Annotated in this window: 22 protein-coding genes; 2 read left to right on the top strand and 20 right to left on the bottom strand. The window is 44.3% G+C overall.

Features of this window, described 5'->3' with window-relative positions:
* Nucleotides 1-36: 36 nt before the first annotated feature.
* From K7P76_RS17115 to K7P76_RS33480, 12 genes are all read right to left on the bottom strand, one after another.
* On the bottom strand, nucleotides 37-876 hold the full coding sequence (locus K7P76_RS17115) for a carbohydrate ABC transporter permease (RefSeq protein WP_232186517.1): 840 nt from the start codon (nucleotides 874-876) through the stop codon (nucleotides 37-39).
* A 17-nt stretch (nucleotides 877-893) separates the two neighbouring features.
* Nucleotides 894-1,775 carry a carbohydrate ABC transporter permease gene (locus K7P76_RS17110; RefSeq protein WP_232186516.1) on the bottom strand — a complete coding sequence of 294 codons (882 nt, stop codon included), beginning with the start codon at nucleotides 1,773-1,775 and terminating at the stop codon, nucleotides 894-896.
* A gap of 72 nt (nucleotides 1,776-1,847) precedes the next feature.
* Nucleotides 1,848-3,194: an ABC transporter substrate-binding protein gene (locus K7P76_RS17105; RefSeq protein WP_232186515.1), complete on the bottom strand. Its 1,347-nt coding sequence runs from the start codon at nucleotides 3,192-3,194 to the stop codon at nucleotides 1,848-1,850.
* 166 nt (nucleotides 3,195-3,360) lie between these two features.
* Entirely contained in the window at nucleotides 3,361-3,612 is a 252-nt protein-coding gene (locus K7P76_RS33690) for a helix-turn-helix domain-containing protein (protein ID WP_373692425.1), read from the bottom strand.
* Nucleotides 3,613-3,693: 81 nt separating this feature from the next.
* Nucleotides 3,694-3,861 carry a hypothetical protein gene (locus tag K7P76_RS17100; RefSeq protein WP_232186514.1) on the bottom strand — a complete coding sequence of 56 codons (168 nt, stop codon included), beginning with the start codon at nucleotides 3,859-3,861 and terminating at the stop codon, nucleotides 3,694-3,696.
* A 273-nt stretch (nucleotides 3,862-4,134) separates the two neighbouring features.
* Nucleotides 4,135-5,208, bottom strand: coding sequence for a mannonate dehydratase (locus tag K7P76_RS17095; protein ID WP_232186513.1), 1,074 nt, complete (start codon nucleotides 5,206-5,208; stop codon nucleotides 4,135-4,137).
* A gap of 42 nt (nucleotides 5,209-5,250) precedes the next feature.
* Nucleotides 5,251-5,907 carry an RraA family protein gene (locus tag K7P76_RS17090; protein WP_232186512.1) on the bottom strand — a complete coding sequence of 219 codons (657 nt, stop codon included), beginning with the start codon at nucleotides 5,905-5,907 and terminating at the stop codon, nucleotides 5,251-5,253.
* A 49-nt stretch (nucleotides 5,908-5,956) separates the two neighbouring features.
* The gene (locus tag K7P76_RS17085; RefSeq protein ID WP_232186511.1) at nucleotides 5,957-6,997 is read right to left on the bottom strand and encodes a DUF4432 family protein; all 1,041 of its coding nucleotides are present in this window, start codon (nucleotides 6,995-6,997) and stop codon (nucleotides 5,957-5,959) included.
* A gap of 31 nt (nucleotides 6,998-7,028) precedes the next feature.
* Nucleotides 7,029-7,946: an MBL fold metallo-hydrolase gene (locus tag K7P76_RS17080; RefSeq protein ID WP_232186510.1), complete on the bottom strand. Its 918-nt coding sequence runs from the start codon at nucleotides 7,944-7,946 to the stop codon at nucleotides 7,029-7,031.
* Between the two features lie 49 nt (nucleotides 7,947-7,995).
* Complete coding sequence (locus K7P76_RS17075) at nucleotides 7,996-8,766, bottom strand: SDR family NAD(P)-dependent oxidoreductase (protein WP_232186509.1); 771 nt, start codon at nucleotides 8,764-8,766, stop codon at nucleotides 7,996-7,998.
* Nucleotides 8,767-8,805: 39 nt separating this feature from the next.
* Nucleotides 8,806-9,468 (bottom strand): GntR family transcriptional regulator, encoded by a 663-nt coding sequence (locus K7P76_RS17070; RefSeq protein WP_232186508.1) that lies wholly within the window; start codon nucleotides 9,466-9,468, stop codon nucleotides 8,806-8,808.
* Between the two features lie 303 nt (nucleotides 9,469-9,771).
* Nucleotides 9,772-9,951 carry a hypothetical protein gene (locus K7P76_RS33480; RefSeq protein ID WP_232186507.1) on the bottom strand — a complete coding sequence of 60 codons (180 nt, stop codon included), beginning with the start codon at nucleotides 9,949-9,951 and terminating at the stop codon, nucleotides 9,772-9,774.
* Nucleotides 9,952-10,369: 418 nt separating this feature from the next.
* On the opposite strand from K7P76_RS33480, the gene istA reads away from it, so the two are divergent.
* A complete protein-coding gene (gene istA / locus K7P76_RS17060; RefSeq protein ID WP_232186506.1) occupies nucleotides 10,370-10,975 on the top strand; it encodes an IS21 family transposase in 606 nt (201 codons plus the stop codon).
* A gap of 32 nt (nucleotides 10,976-11,007) precedes the next feature.
* Here the strand turns inward: istA and K7P76_RS17055 are convergent, their stop codons facing one another.
* Nucleotides 11,008-11,253, bottom strand: coding sequence for a tyrosine-type recombinase/integrase (locus tag K7P76_RS17055; RefSeq protein WP_309244773.1), 246 nt, complete (start codon nucleotides 11,251-11,253; stop codon nucleotides 11,008-11,010).
* 35 nt (nucleotides 11,254-11,288) lie between these two features.
* Between K7P76_RS17055 and K7P76_RS17050 the strand changes: the two genes are divergently transcribed.
* Nucleotides 11,289-11,867, top strand: a complete 579-nt coding sequence (locus K7P76_RS17050) for an ATP-binding protein (RefSeq protein ID WP_232186505.1) — start codon at nucleotides 11,289-11,291, stop codon at nucleotides 11,865-11,867.
* Nucleotides 11,868-11,929: 62 nt separating this feature from the next.
* Here K7P76_RS17050 and K7P76_RS33685 read toward each other — a convergent pair whose 3' ends face one another.
* From K7P76_RS33685 to K7P76_RS17020, 7 genes are all read right to left on the bottom strand, one after another.
* Nucleotides 11,930-12,259 (bottom strand): DUF4277 domain-containing protein, encoded by a 330-nt coding sequence (locus tag K7P76_RS33685; protein WP_373692424.1) that lies wholly within the window; start codon nucleotides 12,257-12,259, stop codon nucleotides 11,930-11,932.
* A 246-nt stretch (nucleotides 12,260-12,505) separates the two neighbouring features.
* Nucleotides 12,506-14,101: a response regulator gene (locus K7P76_RS17045; protein ID WP_232186504.1), complete on the bottom strand. Its 1,596-nt coding sequence runs from the start codon at nucleotides 14,099-14,101 to the stop codon at nucleotides 12,506-12,508.
* Nucleotides 14,091-15,881, bottom strand: coding sequence for a cache domain-containing sensor histidine kinase (locus K7P76_RS17040; protein ID WP_232186503.1), 1,791 nt, complete (start codon nucleotides 15,879-15,881; stop codon nucleotides 14,091-14,093). Before K7P76_RS17040 ends, K7P76_RS17045 begins: the two co-directional genes overlap by 11 nt.
* Nucleotides 15,882-16,138: 257 nt before the next feature.
* Nucleotides 16,139-17,062: an NHL repeat-containing protein gene (locus K7P76_RS17035; RefSeq protein WP_232186502.1), complete on the bottom strand. Its 924-nt coding sequence runs from the start codon at nucleotides 17,060-17,062 to the stop codon at nucleotides 16,139-16,141.
* 87 nt (nucleotides 17,063-17,149) lie between these two features.
* Entirely contained in the window at nucleotides 17,150-18,199 is a 1,050-nt protein-coding gene (locus K7P76_RS17030; protein WP_232186501.1) for a DUF4432 family protein, read from the bottom strand.
* Nucleotides 18,200-18,231: 32 nt separating this feature from the next.
* Nucleotides 18,232-19,458, bottom strand: a complete 1,227-nt coding sequence (locus K7P76_RS17025; protein ID WP_232186500.1) for an enolase C-terminal domain-like protein — start codon at nucleotides 19,456-19,458, stop codon at nucleotides 18,232-18,234.
* A 13-nt stretch (nucleotides 19,459-19,471) separates the two neighbouring features.
* Entirely contained in the window at nucleotides 19,472-20,266 is a 795-nt protein-coding gene (locus tag K7P76_RS17020; protein ID WP_232186499.1) for an SDR family NAD(P)-dependent oxidoreductase, read from the bottom strand.
* Nucleotides 20,267-20,290: the final 24 nt, after the last annotated feature.

Below are 20,290 nucleotides of genomic sequence, written 5' to 3'. Positions count from 1 at the left end.
TGCTACCTAACATCTTCTCCCAGGTCCGCTGTGTGTTTAACCCTTGACTGCGGAGCCAACCGTCAACGCTTTCTCTACCTGTTCGCTAAATATCAAGTACACAACGAACGTGGGGATACTTGCCATTACCATTGCGGCGCCCATGCCCCCATAGTCGGAAGATCTTGCTCCGGTAAAGGAAACGAGACCAACTGGCAGCGTTTTAAAATGAGCATCCGAAATAAGAACGGTTGCCATTGTGAATTCATTCCAGACGCCCATAAAGGAAAAAATGATAACTGTCGCGATAGCTGGTCTCATAATCGGAAGAATGATGTTTACGAATGTTCTGGCGATTCCCGCGCCATCCATAAAAGCGGATTCCTCCATCTCGGGAGGGATCGTCCGAAAGAAACCATAAAAGATCAAAACAGAAAACGATAAATTGAATGAAATGTATGGGACGATCAAGGAGAAATAGGAATTAGCCAAATGAAAATTTTTCACCAGAAGCGAAAGCGGGATCATAATCGATTGGATAGGAATAAAAAGCCCCATTAGCATGTATGTGGTTGTCCATTTATTGAGACGCCACTCCATTCGCGAAGCCGCATAGGCAAACGTAATGGAAAATAAGATAATTCCGATTAACGATGCAAAAGAAACGATTACGCTGTTCTTAAAAAACAATAGGATATTAAATGCCTTAACCGCGCGTGAATAATTATCAAAATGAAACACGTGGGGTATACCAAACGGGTTCTGATACAAAATTTCTTCATTCGATTTCAGCGAAAAGAACAGCATATATACCAAAGGGTATATCGAAATGATGCAATATAACCATGGAAATACCTTAAAAACTTTGCCGCCTAAATTCGATATCCACATTGACATGCTTTCACATCTCCAAACTAATAAGTAATTCGCTCACGGGCTATAAAACGGTTAATGATGAGAGTCACAACAAAACATTCTAAAATCAGCACGACGGCTGAAGCGCTTCCGTAGCCGATTTCATTCATAACAAAGGCAGAACGAATCATCTGATAAGTTAACGTGTAGGTTGAGGTTCCAGGACCTCCGCCGGTCATAATATTCATATAGCCATAAGCAGTTAATCCGCCAATAAGAGCAAAAATCAAACAGATCCGATAAGTTTCAGCCATAAGGGGAATCGTGATTTTCAGATGCGTCTTCACCTTACTTGCTCCATCCAGTTTGGCCGCTTCATAAATATGTTCCGGGATCGTTTTCATTCCGGCATAAATTATCGCAAATTGGTAGCCCATAAATTGCCAAGAAGCTACCACGGTAATGGCAATAATGGATAAATTCGTATCACCCAACCAATCCTGTCTGTAGGTAAAATGCAAAAGTTCGAAGATTTTATTGATCAAACCGAATTGGGCATTGTACATCGTTAGCCAAAGTTGGCAAACCACAGTTACCGAAAGGACAACTGGAATAAAATAAGAAGTTCTTAATATCTTTTTACCGAACACCTTGTTTTCCAATAAAATAAAAGCTAATACCGAACCAATCCCAAGCTGAAACACGGTCAGTATAAGAGCAAAGATCGCACCGTTGTATAGCGAAGTATAAAAAATATCATCATGCAACAACGATTTGTAATTTTCCAAAAAAATATATCGCGGCTGCGACAATCCGTTCCATTCAAAAAAACTACGATAAAAGGTTTGCAGCAATGGATAAATGACTACAACGCTGAAAATGAATAACGCAGGAAAAGTTAATAAGAAAATCGCTTTTTTATTAGAACGAAAATGTTTCATATCTCACCTCTATCTTTAAGTGAAGCATACTTCCATGAAGGAAGTATGCTTCGTTTCTTGCCGAAAACAGTATTATTGGGCTGGGCTTAATTTATCAACTTTAGCAAAAAAGTCAGTTAGTGGCTCTCCCGCAACAAGACTTTGCAATTGTTCGCCAAACGGTGTTGCAAATTTCGGATCCGCAAATACCGTATGTGCATGATAAATATAATCTCTTTTTAATTTAATTAATTTTTCTGTTACAGGATCAAGTGGCTTTTCGGTTTTCAATCCATCCGTATTAATATTCACGTCTGTATGGCCTTGTCTAACATATCTGCCTTCTCCTTGATAATAAGCAAGCATTGCAGCCACCTTAACAGCCAAATCCTTATTTTTCGTTTTTGCAGATACGGCATAACCCCCGCCGCCACCAAAAGCTACCAATTGATTTTTGTTTTCTTCTTCTTTTCCTGCAAGTGCTGTAGGATAATAAGGCATGAAATCAAGTTTATCACCAAGTGCTTTTACGCCGTCTGGAATTTCCCAATCACCGACGATAAGCATTGCCGCTTTACCACTATGAAAGAGCTCCCTCGCTTGATCATAGGTTGTACTGGTTGATCCTTTTTGAAAGGCACCTAATTTAATTAATTCTGCTGCTCTTGTGATCGCGTCCTTGTTTTGAGGATCGGAAGCCTTTGACTTGCCCGTTGCCAGTTCAATGAGTCCACCCGGATTTGTTCTTAAAACAAAGGAATCCATATACGAGCCAATAGACCAAGCCGCTTGTCCATACATAGCGATCGGAACAATATTTTTTGCCGTAAATGCTTTCACTGCTGCTGTCAGTTCGTCATTGTTTGTTGGTACTTTAACGCCATTTTGAGCGAAAATTTCTTTATTATAAAACCATAAATGCCATAAATTACCACCAGTTGAGAGAGCGTATAAATTTCCGTCTTTATCTTCTATATTTGGAATAACACCAGGTGCAAGCTTATCTAAGAAAGCACTTTTCACGTCCGCGTAATCTTTTAAATTTAATATTTCATTGTTTTTAGAGAAAACAGATACCAGTCCTGGGTCTGCAGCCATAATATCTGGAAGATCTCCCGTTGAAGCTCTAACTTTAAGAACATCACTAGATACAAAAGGTTCTATGTCCAGCGTCACATTCGGCAGCTCTTTTTTCAGGGCTTCAATCGCATAGTCCAAAGATCCTTTTTCGTCATCAACTGAATATTGGGCATACAATTTCAAAGTAACGGGTTCTTGCGCAATCGGTGTTGCTGTTGTAGCTTCCTCAGTAGCTTGCGGGGTACTGCTGCTTGGATTGGTAGATGCAGTGGGTGTTGAAGACTTTCCACAAGCTGCCAGAACCAGAATCATAGTTAATGCCAAACAAATCGAAATCGCTTTCACAAATTCTTTTCTCATTTATTTACCCCTCCTAATTTGTTTACAAAGTGGGTTGAACACTTTGCTTTCTTTATTATAAAACTTCACATTCGACAAGGAAGGGATAAATCAGGCGTTAAATGAGTACTTTTCAGGCAAAAAGCCTTTCTGAAGGAAACTCAGAAAGGCTTTTTCTTAGTATTCTTTATTTTCGTTGGTTTTTATATTCACTCGGCAGCACACCGTATCGTTTTTTAAAACATTTGCAAAAATAACGAGTATCATTATATCCTACTGCTTCAGTGAGTTCGGAAAGCTTCATAGCAGGATTAATGTCAAGAAGTTCCTTCGCCTCTTTCATGCGAACCCAAATGATATATTCTGAAACACTCTTGTCCAATTCTTTTACAAAAGCTTTTCGGATATAACTGGCATCCAGATAAAACTGTTTGGAGATATAGTGCGCGTGAATATAAACTCTGCTATGAACGAAACTGTCAACTCCGGGTTTTTCCCCCTTTTAAAACAAGGGTTTGACCTAAATCACTCGGCGCGAAGGAGGAGCGTTAGTATGAAACACGTAGACGTTGTCTTTGGAATCCGTAACGATACCGTGCGTGTAACCTAGTCGAACGTTGTCCGGCAGCTTCGCCCAGCCAACTGCGACTTCATAGACATGCGTGCCGCTGCCCATTTTTACTCCCATGCTTCAAATCCCTCCGTATGCTTACTTCCCGAAATTTTCGCTGCCATGGAAATGCATATGCTCTATTGTATTAAAGCTCGGAAGTTCCGCATATTGGTTTTGAACTTCGCCTTTGTTGCCGCGCAAAAGGAAAATTTTGCGTTTTTCCTGCAGTACTTTCGTGCTCGTCGGAATATAACGAATCGTTAATCCACAACGGCGATAATATTCGGATGATGGATCGATACGCTTCCGGATTTCAGATCACATTCGACTGTTTTTGCGCCACTAACATCATTCATGATTCACAATGGACAATGCTGCCTTCATGTAACCAAGTGCATAAGCCATGCCGGCATGCCATGGAGCATTGCATATCATTTGCGGGGTATGATCCGGAATGAACACACCTTCGAAATGATGTTGCTTATAGATCCGAAGGGCCTTGATCATATCAATGTCACCCTCATCTACAAAAACTTCCTTGTATTCAGGCACTTTTCCACTGACATTTCTAAAATGTACATAACTGATTTTGCCTTGTCCAGCATAATCTGCAATCGCATCGAATAGACTGCCTTGCGTCATTTCCTGGATGGTTCCCATGCAGAACTCTAACGAATTCGCATGACTTGGCACGAGATCAAGCAGCTTTTGGTATAAATGCGGTTGATGGATAAGCCGAGGCGTCCCACGCAGGAAAGGCATCGGAGGATCATCCGGATGGGCAGCCAAGCGCACCCCTGACTCTTCTGCCACAGGGATCAGTTCTTGTAAAAAGTAGGCAAGGCGATCCCACATTTCTTCTTGCGTGACTTCTGGCATATTGCCTTTAGGAGCATTGACATCATAAGTCATATTCCATACTTGTCCAAGTGGAATGGGTGTCTGATCCATAGACTTACTTGGGGTAAGTCCAACGGAAATCGCTCTTCCTCTGGCATATTCATCACGCGTATGTCCCCAAACCCCAGCTAGACTGAAATTGTAACCAATCACCGGGATGCCTGCTCTTCCGACATTGCGAACAAACGATTTTAACAATTCGATCTGTTCATCTCTCCGCGGACCATTCAACAACACATCGTGCCAATGTGCAGGATCAAAATTCTCGATAGCATATAATTCCAAGCCTTCCTCGTTAATCTCAGCCTTCAATTGGATTAAGCTTTCATAAGACCAATCTTCCAGGTTTCCTGCAGTTATGCCCCAATTGCTTTTCTCATCCGTCGCTGGAATCCCTTCATTAGACATCTTCGGAAAATAATCAACAAGATGGGCAATAATATGCGTACAGCCTGCTTGCTTGGAAAAACGGAAATTATCTCTAGTCAGCATGTGACGGTATAACCCTAATCCTAATTTCATAAAGACGTTTCCTCTCTTTGCATAATCTATTAAATATTCAAATTAAAGCACACGGTATTTATCAAAAGCCTCTCTGACTGACATACCGCCTCGTATCGCATCTCTTACTTTATTCTCGCTCGCTATTTTCGTTAAAGCCTTTGAAATCACTTCTTCCTCTAAAGCGTGAGGAACAACCACAATACCATCAAAGTCGCCGAAAATGAGATCATCCGGCTGAATCAATACACCCGCGCATTCAATCGGTACCCGATGCTGTAAAATAATGTTTCTTCCCTTGCTGTCACGTGGGAGGTAACCTGTAGAAAATACAGGAAATCCAAGCGCTTTTATGTTTGTTGTATCTCGAATGCATCCTTCAATGATCGCACCTCTCCCTCCACGGGCAATGGCAGCATTGGATACGAGTTCTCCCCAAACTGCAGCTCTGTGGGAAATCAGGCTTATGACATAGATGTCTCCCGATCGGATAGCATCAAGAGATTCTATTAATCCGTCGTAAGGTTGCTCAGGTGTTTCATATACATCAACAGCAAGCACAGGATACGCACGACCTACAACAACCATATCGTGCTGCAACGGACGAACGGACTCATTCAGAGTCTGATTCCGATACCCTAAATCGTCTAAAATATCCGAAATAACGGATGAATTCAATTTCTGCTTCAACTCGTCAAAAAAAGTATGATCTCGATTCATAACAAACACCTTCCGTAATTAAAATATGATTTATGAAATCATTGATCATCTAATGTATAGGGTTGATTTCCACCATCATACGGTGGCTCCTCGTCTCATTCGGTCCCAGCTTAAGCGCGGTATTGTTCTTGACAGCATCCGCTAAACCTGTAGTAGGCATACTGCTGAACGGCTCAAGTCCGATATTATAATGTCTTCCATACCAAGGGTATGAAGTGGTTGCTCCAAACTCTTGCCAGTACCACAAATAAGGGAAGACTGAGACATCCCATTGTACGGCCACACTTATCCCTTTATCAGGACTAACGACTTTATACAACCCAGCCATAAAATTGTGCAAGTAAAGCATCTCACTCGGTGTTCCCCGTTCAGGAAGAACGGAAAGGTCAACACTCTCACCTGTTTCACTCTTTGCTAAAGGCCAGCGATGTGTTCGATTTCCCTGCACCCGACGACCTATTGAGCAGATTGGTGTATCGTGCGGAATGACATCTACCGCCTCTGCTATTTCAATGTAGCTGTTTTTGTTAAGAAAGGGATGCCCGAACACAATGTGCTGACCCCACATGACGGGAATTTCCACAGCCGATAAATTTTCTACCGTTTCTTCTATTGTGAGCGCACATCTTCCTGATGTTAAAGACAACCGTTTTCTGAGGATGAAGGGTGTCTTCTTCGTACGTACAGTGAATTCTACCGTTACTTTATCCTGTGTATCTTCAACAATCGTATATTCCCAAGGCATGTTCGTCACTTCGCCATGCTGCCCGAATGAAGCGCCAAGACTAGTTGACGGAGGTCCTCCGTTAGGAAATACCTCCTGCCAACCACCAGAATAATAATCCAGAAAGACTGAGGTCCCATCCGGTGAAGTGGGTAAATATTCATTTGGATTCTGTACTCCGTTGGCGCTAAGCCACATAATATCCGTATCATTGGGCTTATATAGGAATTCGAAAATTTCCGTTCCTTTATCAAGCAGAATACCAATGCGCACAAGTTCATTCTCAAGCACAATCGTTTTCATCTGATGATAGGTTACATGATCATGAATCCGGCAGCCGTAATTTCGTTGTTGGCGATAGCTCATACCCGTTCAACTCCCCTTGCCTCACTGAAATTTATTTTGCCGTATATAAGTTGTCTACTTGAAGGATCCTTCCGTCTTGAACAGCTTCAGTCAAATGAGCATGAACCATAGCGAGTCCACGGAATTCGAATATTCTACCCATTCTTTCACACACTGCTTTCCAGATAGGTTCCAGAGAAAGTGGCTCAACAGCGTTTATTAATATTTCATGAATAGTAGAATCAATTTCATCAATAAAATGATGCACCTTATGCAAAAGATAGTTCAATCCTTGTGCATCGGTAGGATCAAAATGAGCGGTCAACACTTGGGTGAAATTGTACTTGCGGTTTAACTCAGCCAGCTTCTTCAGCGTAGCTCTATATTGTCTTGGGCTTAAATGACCAGGAAATAATCCCCAATCATAACCAGTAATAGCATCGCCCAGGATGAGCGTGTTCGTGCTATGTTCGATAAAACCAATCTCGTAAAGCATATGTCCCGGGAAAGTGAGAGTTGTGAGATGTGTCTCAGCGTCCAACTTAATCGTCAATCCTTCAATGACCGAGAGATCGACTTTCGAGCCCCCATCCATCAATCCAAGAATGTCCACTTTTGTTTCTTCGGAATGCGGCAGAATTTCCGGAAATGGCAAACAAAACTGCTCGTAATGATACTCCATATCTTCAATCCAGCGTTCTGAGCCAGCTGGCGCGGCAACAAGCAAGTTATACTTGTCCTTTAAGCCCTTATTGCATCCAATATGATCTGCATGCGGATGCGTGTTGAACAGGATGCGAATATCTGTCGATTGTGATTCTTCAACCATGTCAACGATATCATTCAACATGGCGGAAATGCCTGAATCGATTAAAACAGAAAAATCATTTCCTTTGACGAGATAAGTGTAAAGTGGAATAGTATCCGAAAGCATTATTTTGGCAGAAAATATCTTTTCGTTGATTTTCATTTTTTAACTCTCCTTTATGGTGTCTAATGTGTAACATGTTATTTTGTAATTAATCTACACCTAATTTGACCAATAACCCGCCATCAACCGGAATAATGGCTCCAGTGACAAAAGATGCTTTCTCACTCGCTAGAAAGGCGATGACCTCTGCAACCTCTTCAGCTTTAGCCACCCGGCCTAAGGGATGCTTGTTTCCCCAATTGATCAAAGCTTCCTCCACACTAGGAGCAAATTTCTCAGCTGCCCAGCGAAGCATAGGCGTGTCAACGGAGCCTGGGCAAACACAGTTTACCCGAATGCCTTCGGAAGCGTGATCTAATGCCATTGATTTGGTTAGGGATACAATAGCTCCTTTGGATGTAGCGTATGCAGCGACACCTTGTTGTGAAGAAAACGCTTGCACAGATGAGGTGTTGATAATGGAGGCACTTTTATTCTGCATATGTGCTACCGCATATTTAGAAAACAAAAATGTGCTTCGTACATTCACTTCCATCACTTCATCCCAAACGTCGACCTCTGTTCCAGCAACATTGCCATAACGTTGAATGCCAATATTGTTGCTTAATATATGCAGCCCTCCGAAATGCTCTGCAATGCTGGCGACTGCTGATTGCACTTGCTCAGGCACTCTTCCGTCTACTTTGACAAAGATCGCTTCACCACCCTGTTTAATGATATCTTGCACCGTTTGCAATCCTAATGCTTCATCACGATCTGCAACCCCGATAACTGCACCGTAACTTGCCATCTTTAGAGCAACAGCCCTTCCAATACCAGCAGATGCACCCGTAACTAATGCTATTTTCCCTTGAAGCATCCTTAACACCTTCCATCCTTTTATATATATGGCATACGATTAATGTAAACGATGAAGTATACCTTCTTTACCAGCAGTGATGTGGTTTGTTAGCAAGTTAAGCAAAAGATCCAAATCTCTGTTCTCGAAAGCTGCAACAATTTCATGATGTTGATAATGGCCAGACTTTGCTTTTTCATAAGCGGTCTCGTAATAAGCGCGTTCACTAATTCGATGAGCATTGAGACTTTTATATAGTTCTAAAATGCGTTGGTTCTTACCCAATTGAACGATGTGATGATGAAATTGGATATCCAGTTCGTTAAACTTCGAAAAATCAAAGGGTGTTGTCAGGTAACAATGATCCATTTTTCGGCATAGCTCTCTCAGAATTTGAAAGTCCCTCTCTTTTGCCTCAAAAACGCCTATTCTTGCCGCCCATGTTTCAAATAGAATACGGGCATCAAAAATCTCCAAAATTTCCTTCATGTTAATTTCTGCAACATATGTGCCTTTACGAGGTTTGATCACGATTAATCCCTCATGATGTAAGCGGTTAAATGCTTCTTTGATCGGGGTTCGACTAACTTGAAATTGATCTGCTAATTTAAAAATATCCAGTTTCTTACCTGGAGCCAGCGATCTTCTTAGAATCGAATTTTTTAGTTCGCTATACACCCTTTCCGTTAAAAGATTGTGTTCGCTTTTGGAAAATACAGTCATATTCCTGATTCTCCCGACATTTAATATTCTGTAACATGTTACAACTTGTTGCTTTAATTATATAGACTTTAATTTTGTTGTCAATGGATATCTCATTTGAGCAATTTGCGATGTGCTTTTTTCTTAGTCGACGAGTGTTCCAGACAGTGTGAAAAATGGGCGTTTGAACCCGCTATCCACAACGCAAATGAAAGAGTCACTCCCGGAACCGGGTAAGGAGACGCACGAATCCCTTGATCCACAGCGATAGCGCTGTGGATTTCGTTTCGCTTCGGTTATCCCCTGTGGATACCGTAATTTCCGTTAGGCGCTGGCGACGAGGCTGCGCATTTTCTCTACCTGATTTTCCTTGATCCGACCCAGCGCCATCGCCAGCATGACGCAAAGCGCGAGCCCGCATCTCATTTTCATTTTGGCCATCCCTCGTATGGTGTGCAGTTCGAAGCCGAACGAGACGTCGAGTCTGCTGTTGACTCGTTCCACCGCTGTACGCTTGTTGTATTTCCTTTTCCCATTTGTAGCTGGCGCGATCGATCGGAGTAAAGATTCGACGATCCTCTGAAAGCGGGATGCGAAAGCACCACTATGTTAATCGTGAGAGCCACCCCGCTGAATGCCACCGTTACAATGGAGGAATGCGTATCCGGAAGGAACGCAAATTTACAGCGGGAGGTCACCGAATGACCAAGTATCGAGATATTTTACGGCTGAGCAGCATGGGGCTTAGTCAGCGAAGCATTGCATCAAGTTGCCAATGCTCGCGAAATACCGTATCCGAGGTGTTGAATCGTGCAAGTGAGAAGGAACTGACATGGCCGCTACCTGAGGATGTAGCGGATGCAGATCTACAGTATCTGCTGTTCCCCGAGAAAGCGCAGGTCTCCTCACGAAAATCCCGGATGTGGAATACATCCATCGGGAACTGGCGAAAAGCGGCGTCACGCTCAGCCTGCTCTGGAGCGAGTATTGCGAGATGTGCCGGCTAAGCCGCGAAATCCCTCTGAAGTACACGCAATTCTGCAACTACTACCGGAAATACGCCGCAACCACGAAAGCCACCATGCATATCCAGCGCAAGCCCGGTGAGCAAATGGAAGTCGACTGGGCCGGCCAGACGGCGACAATGGTGGATGCCGAAACGGGCGAGCTGCTGCCGGTTTACATTTTCGTCGCAGCGCTTTCCTGCAGCCAGTACGCTTACGTAGAGGGATTCCTATCTCAGAATCAAGAGAGCTGGATTACGGCGCATGTCAACGCATTTGCCCATTTCGGCGGCGTTACCAAAATTCTCGTGTCGGACAATCTCAAAACCGGCGTTGAAAAATCCTCCTGGTATTCCCCCGTTATTAACAAGACGTATCAAGAAATGGCGGAGCATTACGGTACGGCCGTCATCCCCGCACGTGTTCGCAAACCCAAGGATTATCCCGAAAAATTAGTTATCCCGAACTATTCGACAAATGTCACGCTGAGTGCTGCCTTTCATCACAAAAGGCAGCACTCATAGATAAAAAATGCGGGATAATCATTCCACTCGTTCTACTTTAGTCCGCACAGATGGAGTAGCAATTCTTCATTGTCCTGCCAATCAGGAGTAGCCTGCGGAACATCATTGTTTACATAAGTTTTCTCAAGAGCAGCTTTTAACATAGAAGTATCGGCGGAAGCGTAGATATCAGTCGTATTTACACTGGCATGTCCCAGAAAATCTTTAATGTAGGAAAGCGGCATTCCAGTCTGGTATAAATGCATCGCGCGTGTGTGCCGAAACAGATGAGGATGTATCCGTTCGGGAACTTCTGGACAAACGAGTCTGGCAGATGCACAAGCTCATCAGAAAGGCGACCCTTCGTTATCCGAATGCGTGCGTTGAAGATATCGAATACCATGCAGACCGAAGAATGGATCAAGCTCAAATCCTGCGATTATCAACCGGTAATTTCGTTCACAAGAAGCACAATGTCATTATCATGGGTGCATCCGGCGCAGGGAAAACATACATCGGCTGTGCACTGGGCATCTCTGCCTGTCGACATTACTTGGCCACCAAGTACATCCGACTGCCAGAGCTATTGACCGACCTTGCTGTCGCTCGCGGTGAGGGCACATACAAGAAAGTGATCGCCCAGTACAAGAAAATCAGCTTGCTCATCATTGACGAGTGGTTGCTCGTCTCGCTTACCGCAACCGAATCTCGTGACTTGCTTGAGATCATTGAAGCGCGTCATCAGAACGCTTCGACGATTTTCATCTCGCAATTTTCGCCGGAGGGCTGGCACGAAAAAATCAACGAACAGACAATGGCTGATGCCATTCTCGATCGCATCGTCCATAATTCTTATCACATGCTTATTGACGGCGAGGATTCCATGCGCAAGAGAAAAGGGCTTCCGATGTAAATCGTTTCTGGAGCCACCTCGATCGAGGTGGCTCTTTCCACTAACATCGTGGCTCTATTTCGTTAACACAGTGGCTCTGATAGATTAACCGAGCGGCTCTGCCGCACCGAAATATTCACCAAGGCCAAACTGGAGTATACTTTCCAGCCTTCTGCATCATAGAGGACATCCAGCGTACGAGCTAAAGCATCGTCATTGAAGTCGCTTGCCTTCCGACCCGCACCAAACAATCTCTCGACATCTAGCTGCTCATAGCATTCTTCAACACGGTACAAGGGCGAACGCGAGCATAGGATATTGATAAGCAGTGCTTTGATATGGGTACCAGGCGTCACTTTCCAATAGGAGGGGTGCCAATTGACGGATTGGTTGATTTTTTGTTCCAGTCCGATTTCATCACATCATGCGGCGGTGAGCTGACTTGGACCTGCTGCAATGGACGTCATAGATTTGATTTTCAAATCTCCCACTCCGATCTTTATGGCAATAACAATGATTTCGCCATAAGGTTCGGAAATCCTTTAAAGTCTGATCATAATAAATTCCATTTATTCGCTGCGGAAAGTGAGTTAAATGAGTACTTTTCAGGCAAAAAGCCTTTCTGAAGGAAACTCAGAAAGGCTTTTTCTTAGTATTCTTTATTTTCGTTGGTTTTTATATTCACTCGGCAGCACACCGTATCGTTTTTTAAAACACTTGCAAAAATAACGAGTATCATTATATCCTACTGCTTCAGTGAGTTCGGAAAGCTTCATAGCCGGATTAATGTCAAGAAGCTCCTTCGCCTCTTTCATACGAACCCAAATGATATATTCTGAAACACTCTTGTCCAATTCTTTTACAAAAGCTTTTCGGATATAACTGGCATCCAGATAAAACTGTTTGGAGATATTATCCACGCTTAATTCAGCATCCATATAATGCGCGTCAATATAATCTCTAATATTGTCGACTATTTTCTGCCCTCGAGACCTTTTCTGAACACTGAACATTACTGCTGTTTTTTCAAACAACTCCAACAACCAAGCAAATGACTTTTCCAGTGATTCAAACTTCTTTACTTCATGATACGGGTCAAATTGTCTGCCTATGATCGCATCCGTACTCCCACCCATTTCCGTAATATATGATAAACAAATGGAAATCAAGACCATAATGATAGCAAACGTGAGATCAACCGTTAGTTTATTATCTTTGATATACTCCCTCACCGTTAGGAGTCCTCGTCGTATTTCATCGACATCGTTTCTCCGAAGTGCCATAAGAATTTGTTCATTCAGCTTCATTTCGTAAAAACCCGGATTGCTGGTGTTGTCAGATTGCAGACTAAATTCGATGACCCCTCCTGGGCCCTCAATTAGCTTATGCTGTAAAGCAAATAGAGACTCCAGATAAGAAACTCTTATCTCAGAAAGGTGATTCACAATTCTTCCCAGTCCAACTGTAACAGAAAATCTGAAATATTTTTTTACATATTCACAGAATGATCGATAATACTCGGAGCGGAAGGTATTCATTTCTGCTTCATTGATGAAATTTATGATCGAAATGATTCTCCCCTCCGGTCCTTTAAAAACCAAATGAGTTCCATTGCAAGGTACGATTTCCTCCAACACATTTGAAATAGCAAATTTCCATAAGGCGATTTCAGCTGTTTTTTTCCAGAGGGTAGGCAAATTATCAATTTCAATAGAGGCTACGATAAAAAAAGGGGAGTGAAAATCAATCCCATAACGCTGAAACATGGTTGTTCCATCATCTAATAAGACATTATCATCTGCTTCAACGAGTGTATTCAGAAATCTCTCCTTCAAGTAGAATTCATCATTCTTTTCCTGTTCTTCTTCATAGCGCATTTTCTGCAGTTTTTGTTTAAACATGAGCAAGGTGTGAAGCAGTTCGTCTTGGTTAAAGGGTTTAAGAATATAATCTTCAACCCCGAGCTTCAATGCTTTCCTGGCATATTCGAATTCACCATTGCCTGTAATTAAGGCAATACAAATGTCGGGATAGCGCTCTTTTAACTTCTCTACCAGATCAAGTCCATCCATAAGCGGCATTTTAATATCCAGTAGAGCAATATGAGGCCGATAAAGGTCTGTTAGATCAAGCGCTTCAATTCCGTTTCTTGCCTCCCCTACAAGATCAAACCCAAATTCGTTCCAATTAATTACATTACGCATATATTCCCTGAACTTAGGCACATCATCGGCGATCAAAACTTTAAATATCATATATTACCTCATCTGTTCGAGGAAGAGATATCTTTATTCTCGTTCCTATCCCGACTTCACTTTCTATATTGATCCCAAACTCGTCTCCAAACTGGAGCTTCAATCTTTCGTTTACACTCATCAAGCCGAATGAAGTCGAAGAATCTGTTGCTTCCTTGCCCTTCATTAGCTGTTGCAACTTTTCTTCTGAAATGCCAACACCATTATCTGAAATCTCAATGATAATCTTATTAACTTCTAGATAGCCCCTAATCAGAATCACCCCTCGGCTCATCCTAGGCTTCAATCCGTGATAAATCGAATTTTCGACTAAAGGTTGAATAGTCAATTTCATAATACAATAATGCATGATCTCCTCAGTTACATCTATTTTGAAATCAATAATATCGGAATACAGCATTTGTTGAATATACAGGTAGTCCACAGCATTTTTCAATTCTTCTCTAATGGTTATCATTTCTTTTCCTTTACTAAGCGAAACTTTATAAAAATCGGCTAGAGCCTTGGTCGTATTAGCTGCTTCTTTGGCTTGTCCCATCTCACATTGCACAAAAATGAGGTCAAGTGTATTGTAAAAAAAATGCGGCTTGATTTGCGATTGAATTAATGCCAGTTCGTATTCCCTCTTTTGTCTCTGCTCCTTTTTAACCTTATCCAGAAGCTCTTTAACTTTTAGTATCATTTCATTAAAAACACTTGATAATATACCAATCTCATCACTTGATCGAATATCGCTGGTCATATTCAGATTTCCTTCTCGAATGTGTTTGACAACTTTAGTCAATTTGATAATGGGGTGGGCTATCTGCTTGGAAATCAAGAGTGATCCTATAATGGCGATTACTGTACAGACAACGCCCACAACAAGGATAAGCAAGGAATTCTCATATCTCCCTTTTGCTAATTCCTTTAGTGAGATTTCGTGCAACAATGTCCAGTCCATCTCGTTGATTTTTTTTAATGTAACTAAGTTAGAATTTATGAATATACTTTGCTCATCTGTGGAACTATGAATATGTGCAAGCAACTTAGGATCGGAAATCCCTTTAAACAAAATCGCTTTATTTTGTGATGAAATAATTGTCCCTTTAGTATTCACAACCGAATACCCCTGTAGTTCCGATTCTCCTTCTCCTGGAAAAAAACTCGATATCATTGCTTCCTTTATATTCATAATCAGTATTCCTAATGTATCTTGCGTATTAATATTGACGATCCTTTTTCCAATGGTCAACACCGAAGCGTTTGGATTTGTTACTAAATAACTGCGAAACTGAATGGGGAACCATTTACTTTCCGGAACACCTAAAACTTTTAATTCCTTTACCATTGGACTTTGTAACGCTTCTACTGCATTATTCTTTAATTTTTGGTCAGAAACGTATAGGTTGGAATGAGTATCGATAAATGAGATGGATTCGATATCCTTGAATGCTCGCAAGTTGAAATCAATGATACTAATAATCTGATTATTCAGCGCCATCATTGATATGGGATTGTCAAAATCAATTTCCTGTTCTTTAAAGGCAATATTAATTTGCTGGGTAAACATACGCGAGCATAATTCGCCATTATTAAAAATATTTTGAATTCTATTCACGATAAGTCTTGATTCACTTGCAATATTTTCTTTAGCTCTTTGAGTAGCCATTTTGGTTAACACATAGTTTGACGTATAGATCACGACCAATAAAGGCAGTATAATCAATGGAATAATAACGATGATAATTTTTTTGCGGATCAGCATATTCTTATAATTCAACCATTTTTTAAATCTCATTGATTTCGACCATCCTTTAGCAGAGACCTACTTCTTTAAACACTTTGCATTTATCTTTATATTGTGCCACTTTTCAGCATCTCATACAAATAACCTTTGAACTCGGTAAGCTCAAAGGTTACGATGTCCTGATCCGCTATTACCGGACTGCCCGTTGGTGTTCGGATACGAGTAAAGCAAGTACGTTTTAGCCATAAAACGAAGGGATGTCCCTCATCATATTAATGACGGATGAGACATCCCCTGCCGTGATAACGTTAGCGAATACGATTTAACTTCGTGATGCGACCGAACTGGGTCCACTCGGCAACCAGTACGTTACCTTCGGAATCCACACATACGCCGTGCGGCGAACTGAACCGATTGTCGCGGAAGTAGTCCAGTTGAACGTTCGGCCAGCCTTGCTGGCTTTTCGCTTGCAAGTCTTCTCCCAAGTGCGTGATCAGGTTGTCGTTGCGATCAAGAATCGTAATTCGGCTATGAAGATCCGGGAAATAAACTTCATCATTCCAATAATAGAAACTGCAAGGCATATCCATGTTCTCGTCAATAAAGCGCTTATGCTCGCCTTCAAGCGTAAACACTTGAATTCGATGATTGGAGCGATCTGCCACGTATATTTCCAGTTCGTTATGTCTCGAATCGATCGAAATGCCGTGCGGGCAGTCCAGCTTGCCGGCTTCGGTGCCTTTGCCGCCCCAAGAACGAATGCGCTCGCCTGATGCATTGTATTGGTGAATCCAGCTTTGTCCGTAACCATCCGCCACATAAATGTCGCCATTCGGCGCCACTGCAACGTCCGTCGGGATAAACTTGCGCTCCTTGTCGTATACTTCCGGCATATCAGGCGTGCGAATCGTTAACAGCGTTTCGCCGTCGAGCGTCATTTTCGCCACCAAGCCTTGATTGACGTCTGTGACGTATAAATATTCCGTCTCGCCTTCCGCATGCAACAGAAAACCGTGCGCCCCGCCTTCGAACTGCTCTCCCCAGGAAGAGAGATAGTTGCCGTTCTTGTCGAACTTCACGATCGAAGGAGCGTTCGTATGAAACACGTAGACGTTGTCCTTGGCATCCGTAACGATGCCGTGCGTGTAGCCTAGATGAACATTATCCGGTAGCTTGGCCCAGCCAATTGCGACTTCATAGACATGTGTGCCGCCACCCATTGTAACCGCCATAATTTCAAGCCTCCCATAAGTGACTTCTTGAGATTTTTACTATCACTCAAATTCATATTTCACCATGCTCGACACGATCACAGGTGTTTATTTCAACTCATATGGCGACGTCCGTATGCGGAAGACCTTACGCTCCCTAGCCCCTATCGCCCCTGCACTGTTATTACGAACCGCCTCTTCCAATCCACGTGTAGGATAACCCGCGAACAGCTCCAGCCCGATATTGTAATGCCGGCCATACCACGGATAACTTTCGGTTGCCCCGTATTCTTGCCAGTACCACAAATACGGCATCTCCGCTCCATCCCACTCCACCTGCACGCCCATGCCGAGAGAGCCATTTTCGACTTTGTACCAGGCTTGGTCGCCGAAGCCGGTCACATACATCATCTCCGACTGCGTTCCCTTGTCCGGGAGCACGGAAAAGTCAACCTTTTCCCCCGTTGCCGATTCGCCGAACGGCCAATCGTAAGTGACGCCACGTTTCGCTCTCCCTGGCAGTGAGACGGGGGACTCAGGGGATTCCGTTACTATTTTCACGTTATCCGGCACGGTGATGCGGCACCCCGGCTCCAGAAACGGCTTGCCGAACGCAATGTGCTGCCCCCACATGTACCGCAGCGGGATTTCGCTCAAGTTGTCCAGTTGCTCTTCGATCAGGAGCGATGTGGAGCCTTTCTCCAGCGTCAGCATTTTGGTCAGTTGGAAAGGCATCTTCTTCGTTCTGACGCTGAATCGTACGGAAACAAGCTGCTCCGTATCCCGGACGATTTCGTAATCCCAAGGCATATGGGTGACTTCGCCGTGTTGTCCATACTGGGCTCCTAGATAAGCGCTCGTCGGTCCACCGTTCGGGAACACCTCTTGCCAGCCGCCGGAATAGTAATCGACGAACGTTGCGACTGGATCGGGAGACGTCGGCAAATATTCGTTCGGATTTTGCACGCCGTTCTCGGTCAGCCACATGAAGTCGAGGTCTTTCGGCTTGTACAAGTACTCGAAAATTTCCGTACCTTTGTCTACCAATACGGATATTCGCACGAGATCATTTTCCAGCACAACCGTCTTTAAACCCTTATAGCTGACCTGATCGTGAATTCTGCAGCCGTAATTCCGCTGTGGCCGGTATCGAGACATGGTCTTCCCCCTTAGAAAAATTTCCTCGCAAACTACCCGACTTGCGTCGGGTCAGCCCAACGCTCGTTCGGCACAATCGGATACCATCCCGGCCGCGATGGGTCTTTATCGTACGCGTAGCCGCCAAGCTCGCGGTATAATTCCGCGTATTGACGAACTTTATCGCGGTCGACTTTGATGCCAAGGCCTGGGCCGTCCGGTACTTGAATGGCGCCGTTCACGTATTTCATTTTACCGCCAACCAGAATATCGTCGGTAAGTTGATGATAATGCGCATCCGCCGCATGTGACAAGTTCGGAACGACCGCTCCCATATGAAGCATCGTTGCTAGCTGGATGCCGAGCTCGCCCGAAGAGTGGACGGCGACACCGAGCTGGAACGTTTCACATACGCCAGCTGCCTTAATACACGCTCGGATCCCGCCCCAGAACGTCGTATCCAGTAGAATCACATCTACAGCCAGATCAAGAATATTGGCCGCAAGCTGTTCGAAGTTCACGACAACCGTGTTGGTAGCAGTCGGAATGCGAACCATTGAACGCACTCTGCGCATACCGTTTAATCCCCAAGTCGGATCTTCGAAATAATCGTTGTTCAAGTGCTCGATGGCCTGCCCGAAACGGATCGATTCCTCCACGTTCAGCGCAGCGTTCGGATCGTACCGCAGCTTGTCGCTCGGAAATGCCGCCGCCAACGCCTTGTAGCATTCCAACTCATAATCCGGATGGAATACGCCGCCTTTCAGCTTGTGCACCGTAAAACCGTGTTCGCGCTTCAACTCTGCACAATGCTGAACGAGCTGCTCCGGCGTTCTGACTTCTCCTGGTCCGCCCGGCTCGTTCGGCGAACGGAAAAACAAATAGCTGGCGAACTCCACTTTATCCCGTATTTTGCCGCCCAGAAGCTGATGAACAGGCACGCCCAGCTTCTGTCCGATAATGTCCAGACATGCAAACTCGATAGCCGCAAAAAGCTGCGATCGATTGTTGTACAGGCTTGCCGTCGGATTACAGATCTTAAAACGCAGCTCTTCCAGTAAAAATGGATCGTGACCGATCAAATAGCTCTTAAGCCCGGCGAACGCCAGCTCCGCACTCTCTCCGCCGCCGCCCATTTCTCCGAAGCCGATAATGCCTTCGTCTGTCTCAATCTCAATGATCGTACGTACAAAACGTCCCCAGTGCGCGCCGGCCGCATGTCGCAAAGTCGCCTCCAGGGGCACGGTGATGGTAGTCGCTCTAATATCGATAATTTTCATTATTCGCTCTCCTCTATTTTGGCAGCACAACGGCAGCCGCTGTCAGCAGTCCGCCATCGATTTTATAGTCTCCGCCCGTGATGAACCCTGCTTTGTCCGAGCACAGGAAAGCGATCAGTTCGCCGCATTCCTCCATCGTGCCGACGCGCCCGATCGGATGCATCCGTCCCCAAGAGTCGATCACGTCTTCTTGCGTTTGATCGCCCTCCTTGAACAGATCGGCAGCCCAGCGCAGCATCGGCGTATCGATCGAGCCCGGGCAGATGCTGTTGACGCGGATGCCTTCCGGTGCGTGGTCGAGTGCCATCGCCCGAGTGAGCGAATTGATCGCGCCTTTCGACGTGACGTAAGCAGCCGAGCCTGCTAAAGCAATATAAGCTTGCACGGACGAGACGTTCACAATAGCGCCGCCTCCGCGCTTGCGCATTTCCGGAATGGCATTTTTCGAGGTCAGATACATTCCTTTGACGTTGATGTCCATCACTTCGTCCCACACGTCTTCTTCCGTATCGACAACGGTGCCATAACGCTGCACACCTGCGCTGTTGACCAGTATATCGATCGCTCCGAAAGCTTCAACCGCTTGCCTTACCATTTCCCGCGCCTGATCGCTTTTCGATACGTCAGCCGCTACCCCAATCACATTTTTGTTGCCCGTTTCGTCCCGAAGAAGCTCCGCCGCGTCTGCCGCGCCGCCTCTCGATACGATGACGACCGAAGCGCCTCCTTGCGCGAATCTGCGCGCCGCTCCGAGGCCGATCCCTTTGGCGCCGCCCGTAACGATAGCCACTTTTCCTTGAAAATCCATCCCTGATTCCTCCTAAGCTTATCT

It is taken from the genome of Cohnella silvisoli (genome assembly GCF_021190915.1).
GTDB classification, from domain to species: domain Bacteria; phylum Bacillota; class Bacilli; order Paenibacillales; family Paenibacillaceae; genus Cohnella; species Cohnella silvisoli.
Note: the sequence above shows the minus strand (reverse complement) of the source record. Positions and strands in the feature narration are given on the sequence as shown.

Bases quoted from the DNA above. Each gene is read 5' to 3' on its own strand.
- K7P76_RS17050 (WP_232186505.1), top strand. From the start codon at position 11,289: ATGCACAAGCTCATCAGAAAGGCGACCCTTCGTTATCCGAATGCGTGC.
- K7P76_RS17080 (WP_232186510.1), bottom strand. From the start codon at position 7,946: ATGAAAATCAACGAAAAGATATTTTCTGCCAAAATAATGCTTTCGGAT.
- K7P76_RS17020 (WP_232186499.1), bottom strand. From the start codon at position 20,266: ATGGATTTTCAAGGAAAAGTGGCTATCGTTACGGGCGGCGCCAAAGGG.
- K7P76_RS17115 (WP_232186517.1), bottom strand. From the start codon at position 876: ATGTCAATGTGGATATCGAATTTAGGCGGCAAAGTTTTTAAGGTATTT.
- K7P76_RS17095 (WP_232186513.1), bottom strand. From the start codon at position 5,208: ATGAAATTAGGATTAGGGTTATACCGTCACATGCTGACTAGAGATAAT.
- K7P76_RS17075 (WP_232186509.1), bottom strand. From the start codon at position 8,766: ATGCTTCAAGGGAAAATAGCATTAGTTACGGGTGCATCTGCTGGTATT.
- K7P76_RS17085 (WP_232186511.1), bottom strand. From the start codon at position 6,997: ATGAGCTATCGCCAACAACGAAATTACGGCTGCCGGATTCATGATCAT.
- K7P76_RS17045 (WP_232186504.1), bottom strand. From the start codon at position 14,101: ATGATATTTAAAGTTTTGATCGCCGATGATGTGCCTAAGTTCAGGGAA.
- K7P76_RS17035 (WP_232186502.1), bottom strand. From the start codon at position 17,062: ATGGCGGTTACAATGGGTGGCGGCACACATGTCTATGAAGTCGCAATT.
- K7P76_RS17040 (WP_232186503.1), bottom strand. From the start codon at position 15,881: ATGAGATTTAAAAAATGGTTGAATTATAAGAATATGCTGATCCGCAAA.
- K7P76_RS17110 (WP_232186516.1), bottom strand. From the start codon at position 1,775: ATGAAACATTTTCGTTCTAATAAAAAAGCGATTTTCTTATTAACTTTT.
- K7P76_RS17090 (WP_232186512.1), bottom strand. From the start codon at position 5,907: ATGAATCGAGATCATACTTTTTTTGACGAGTTGAAGCAGAAATTGAAT.
- K7P76_RS17025 (WP_232186500.1), bottom strand. From the start codon at position 19,458: ATGAAAATTATCGATATTAGAGCGACTACCATCACCGTGCCCCTGGAG.
- K7P76_RS17030 (WP_232186501.1), bottom strand. From the start codon at position 18,199: ATGTCTCGATACCGGCCACAGCGGAATTACGGCTGCAGAATTCACGAT.
- K7P76_RS17100 (WP_232186514.1), bottom strand. From the start codon at position 3,861: ATGGGAGTAAAAATGGGCAGCGGCACGCATGTCTATGAAGTCGCAGTT.
- K7P76_RS17105 (WP_232186515.1), bottom strand. From the start codon at position 3,194: ATGAGAAAAGAATTTGTGAAAGCGATTTCGATTTGTTTGGCATTAACT.
- K7P76_RS17070 (WP_232186508.1), bottom strand. From the start codon at position 9,468: ATGACTGTATTTTCCAAAAGCGAACACAATCTTTTAACGGAAAGGGTG.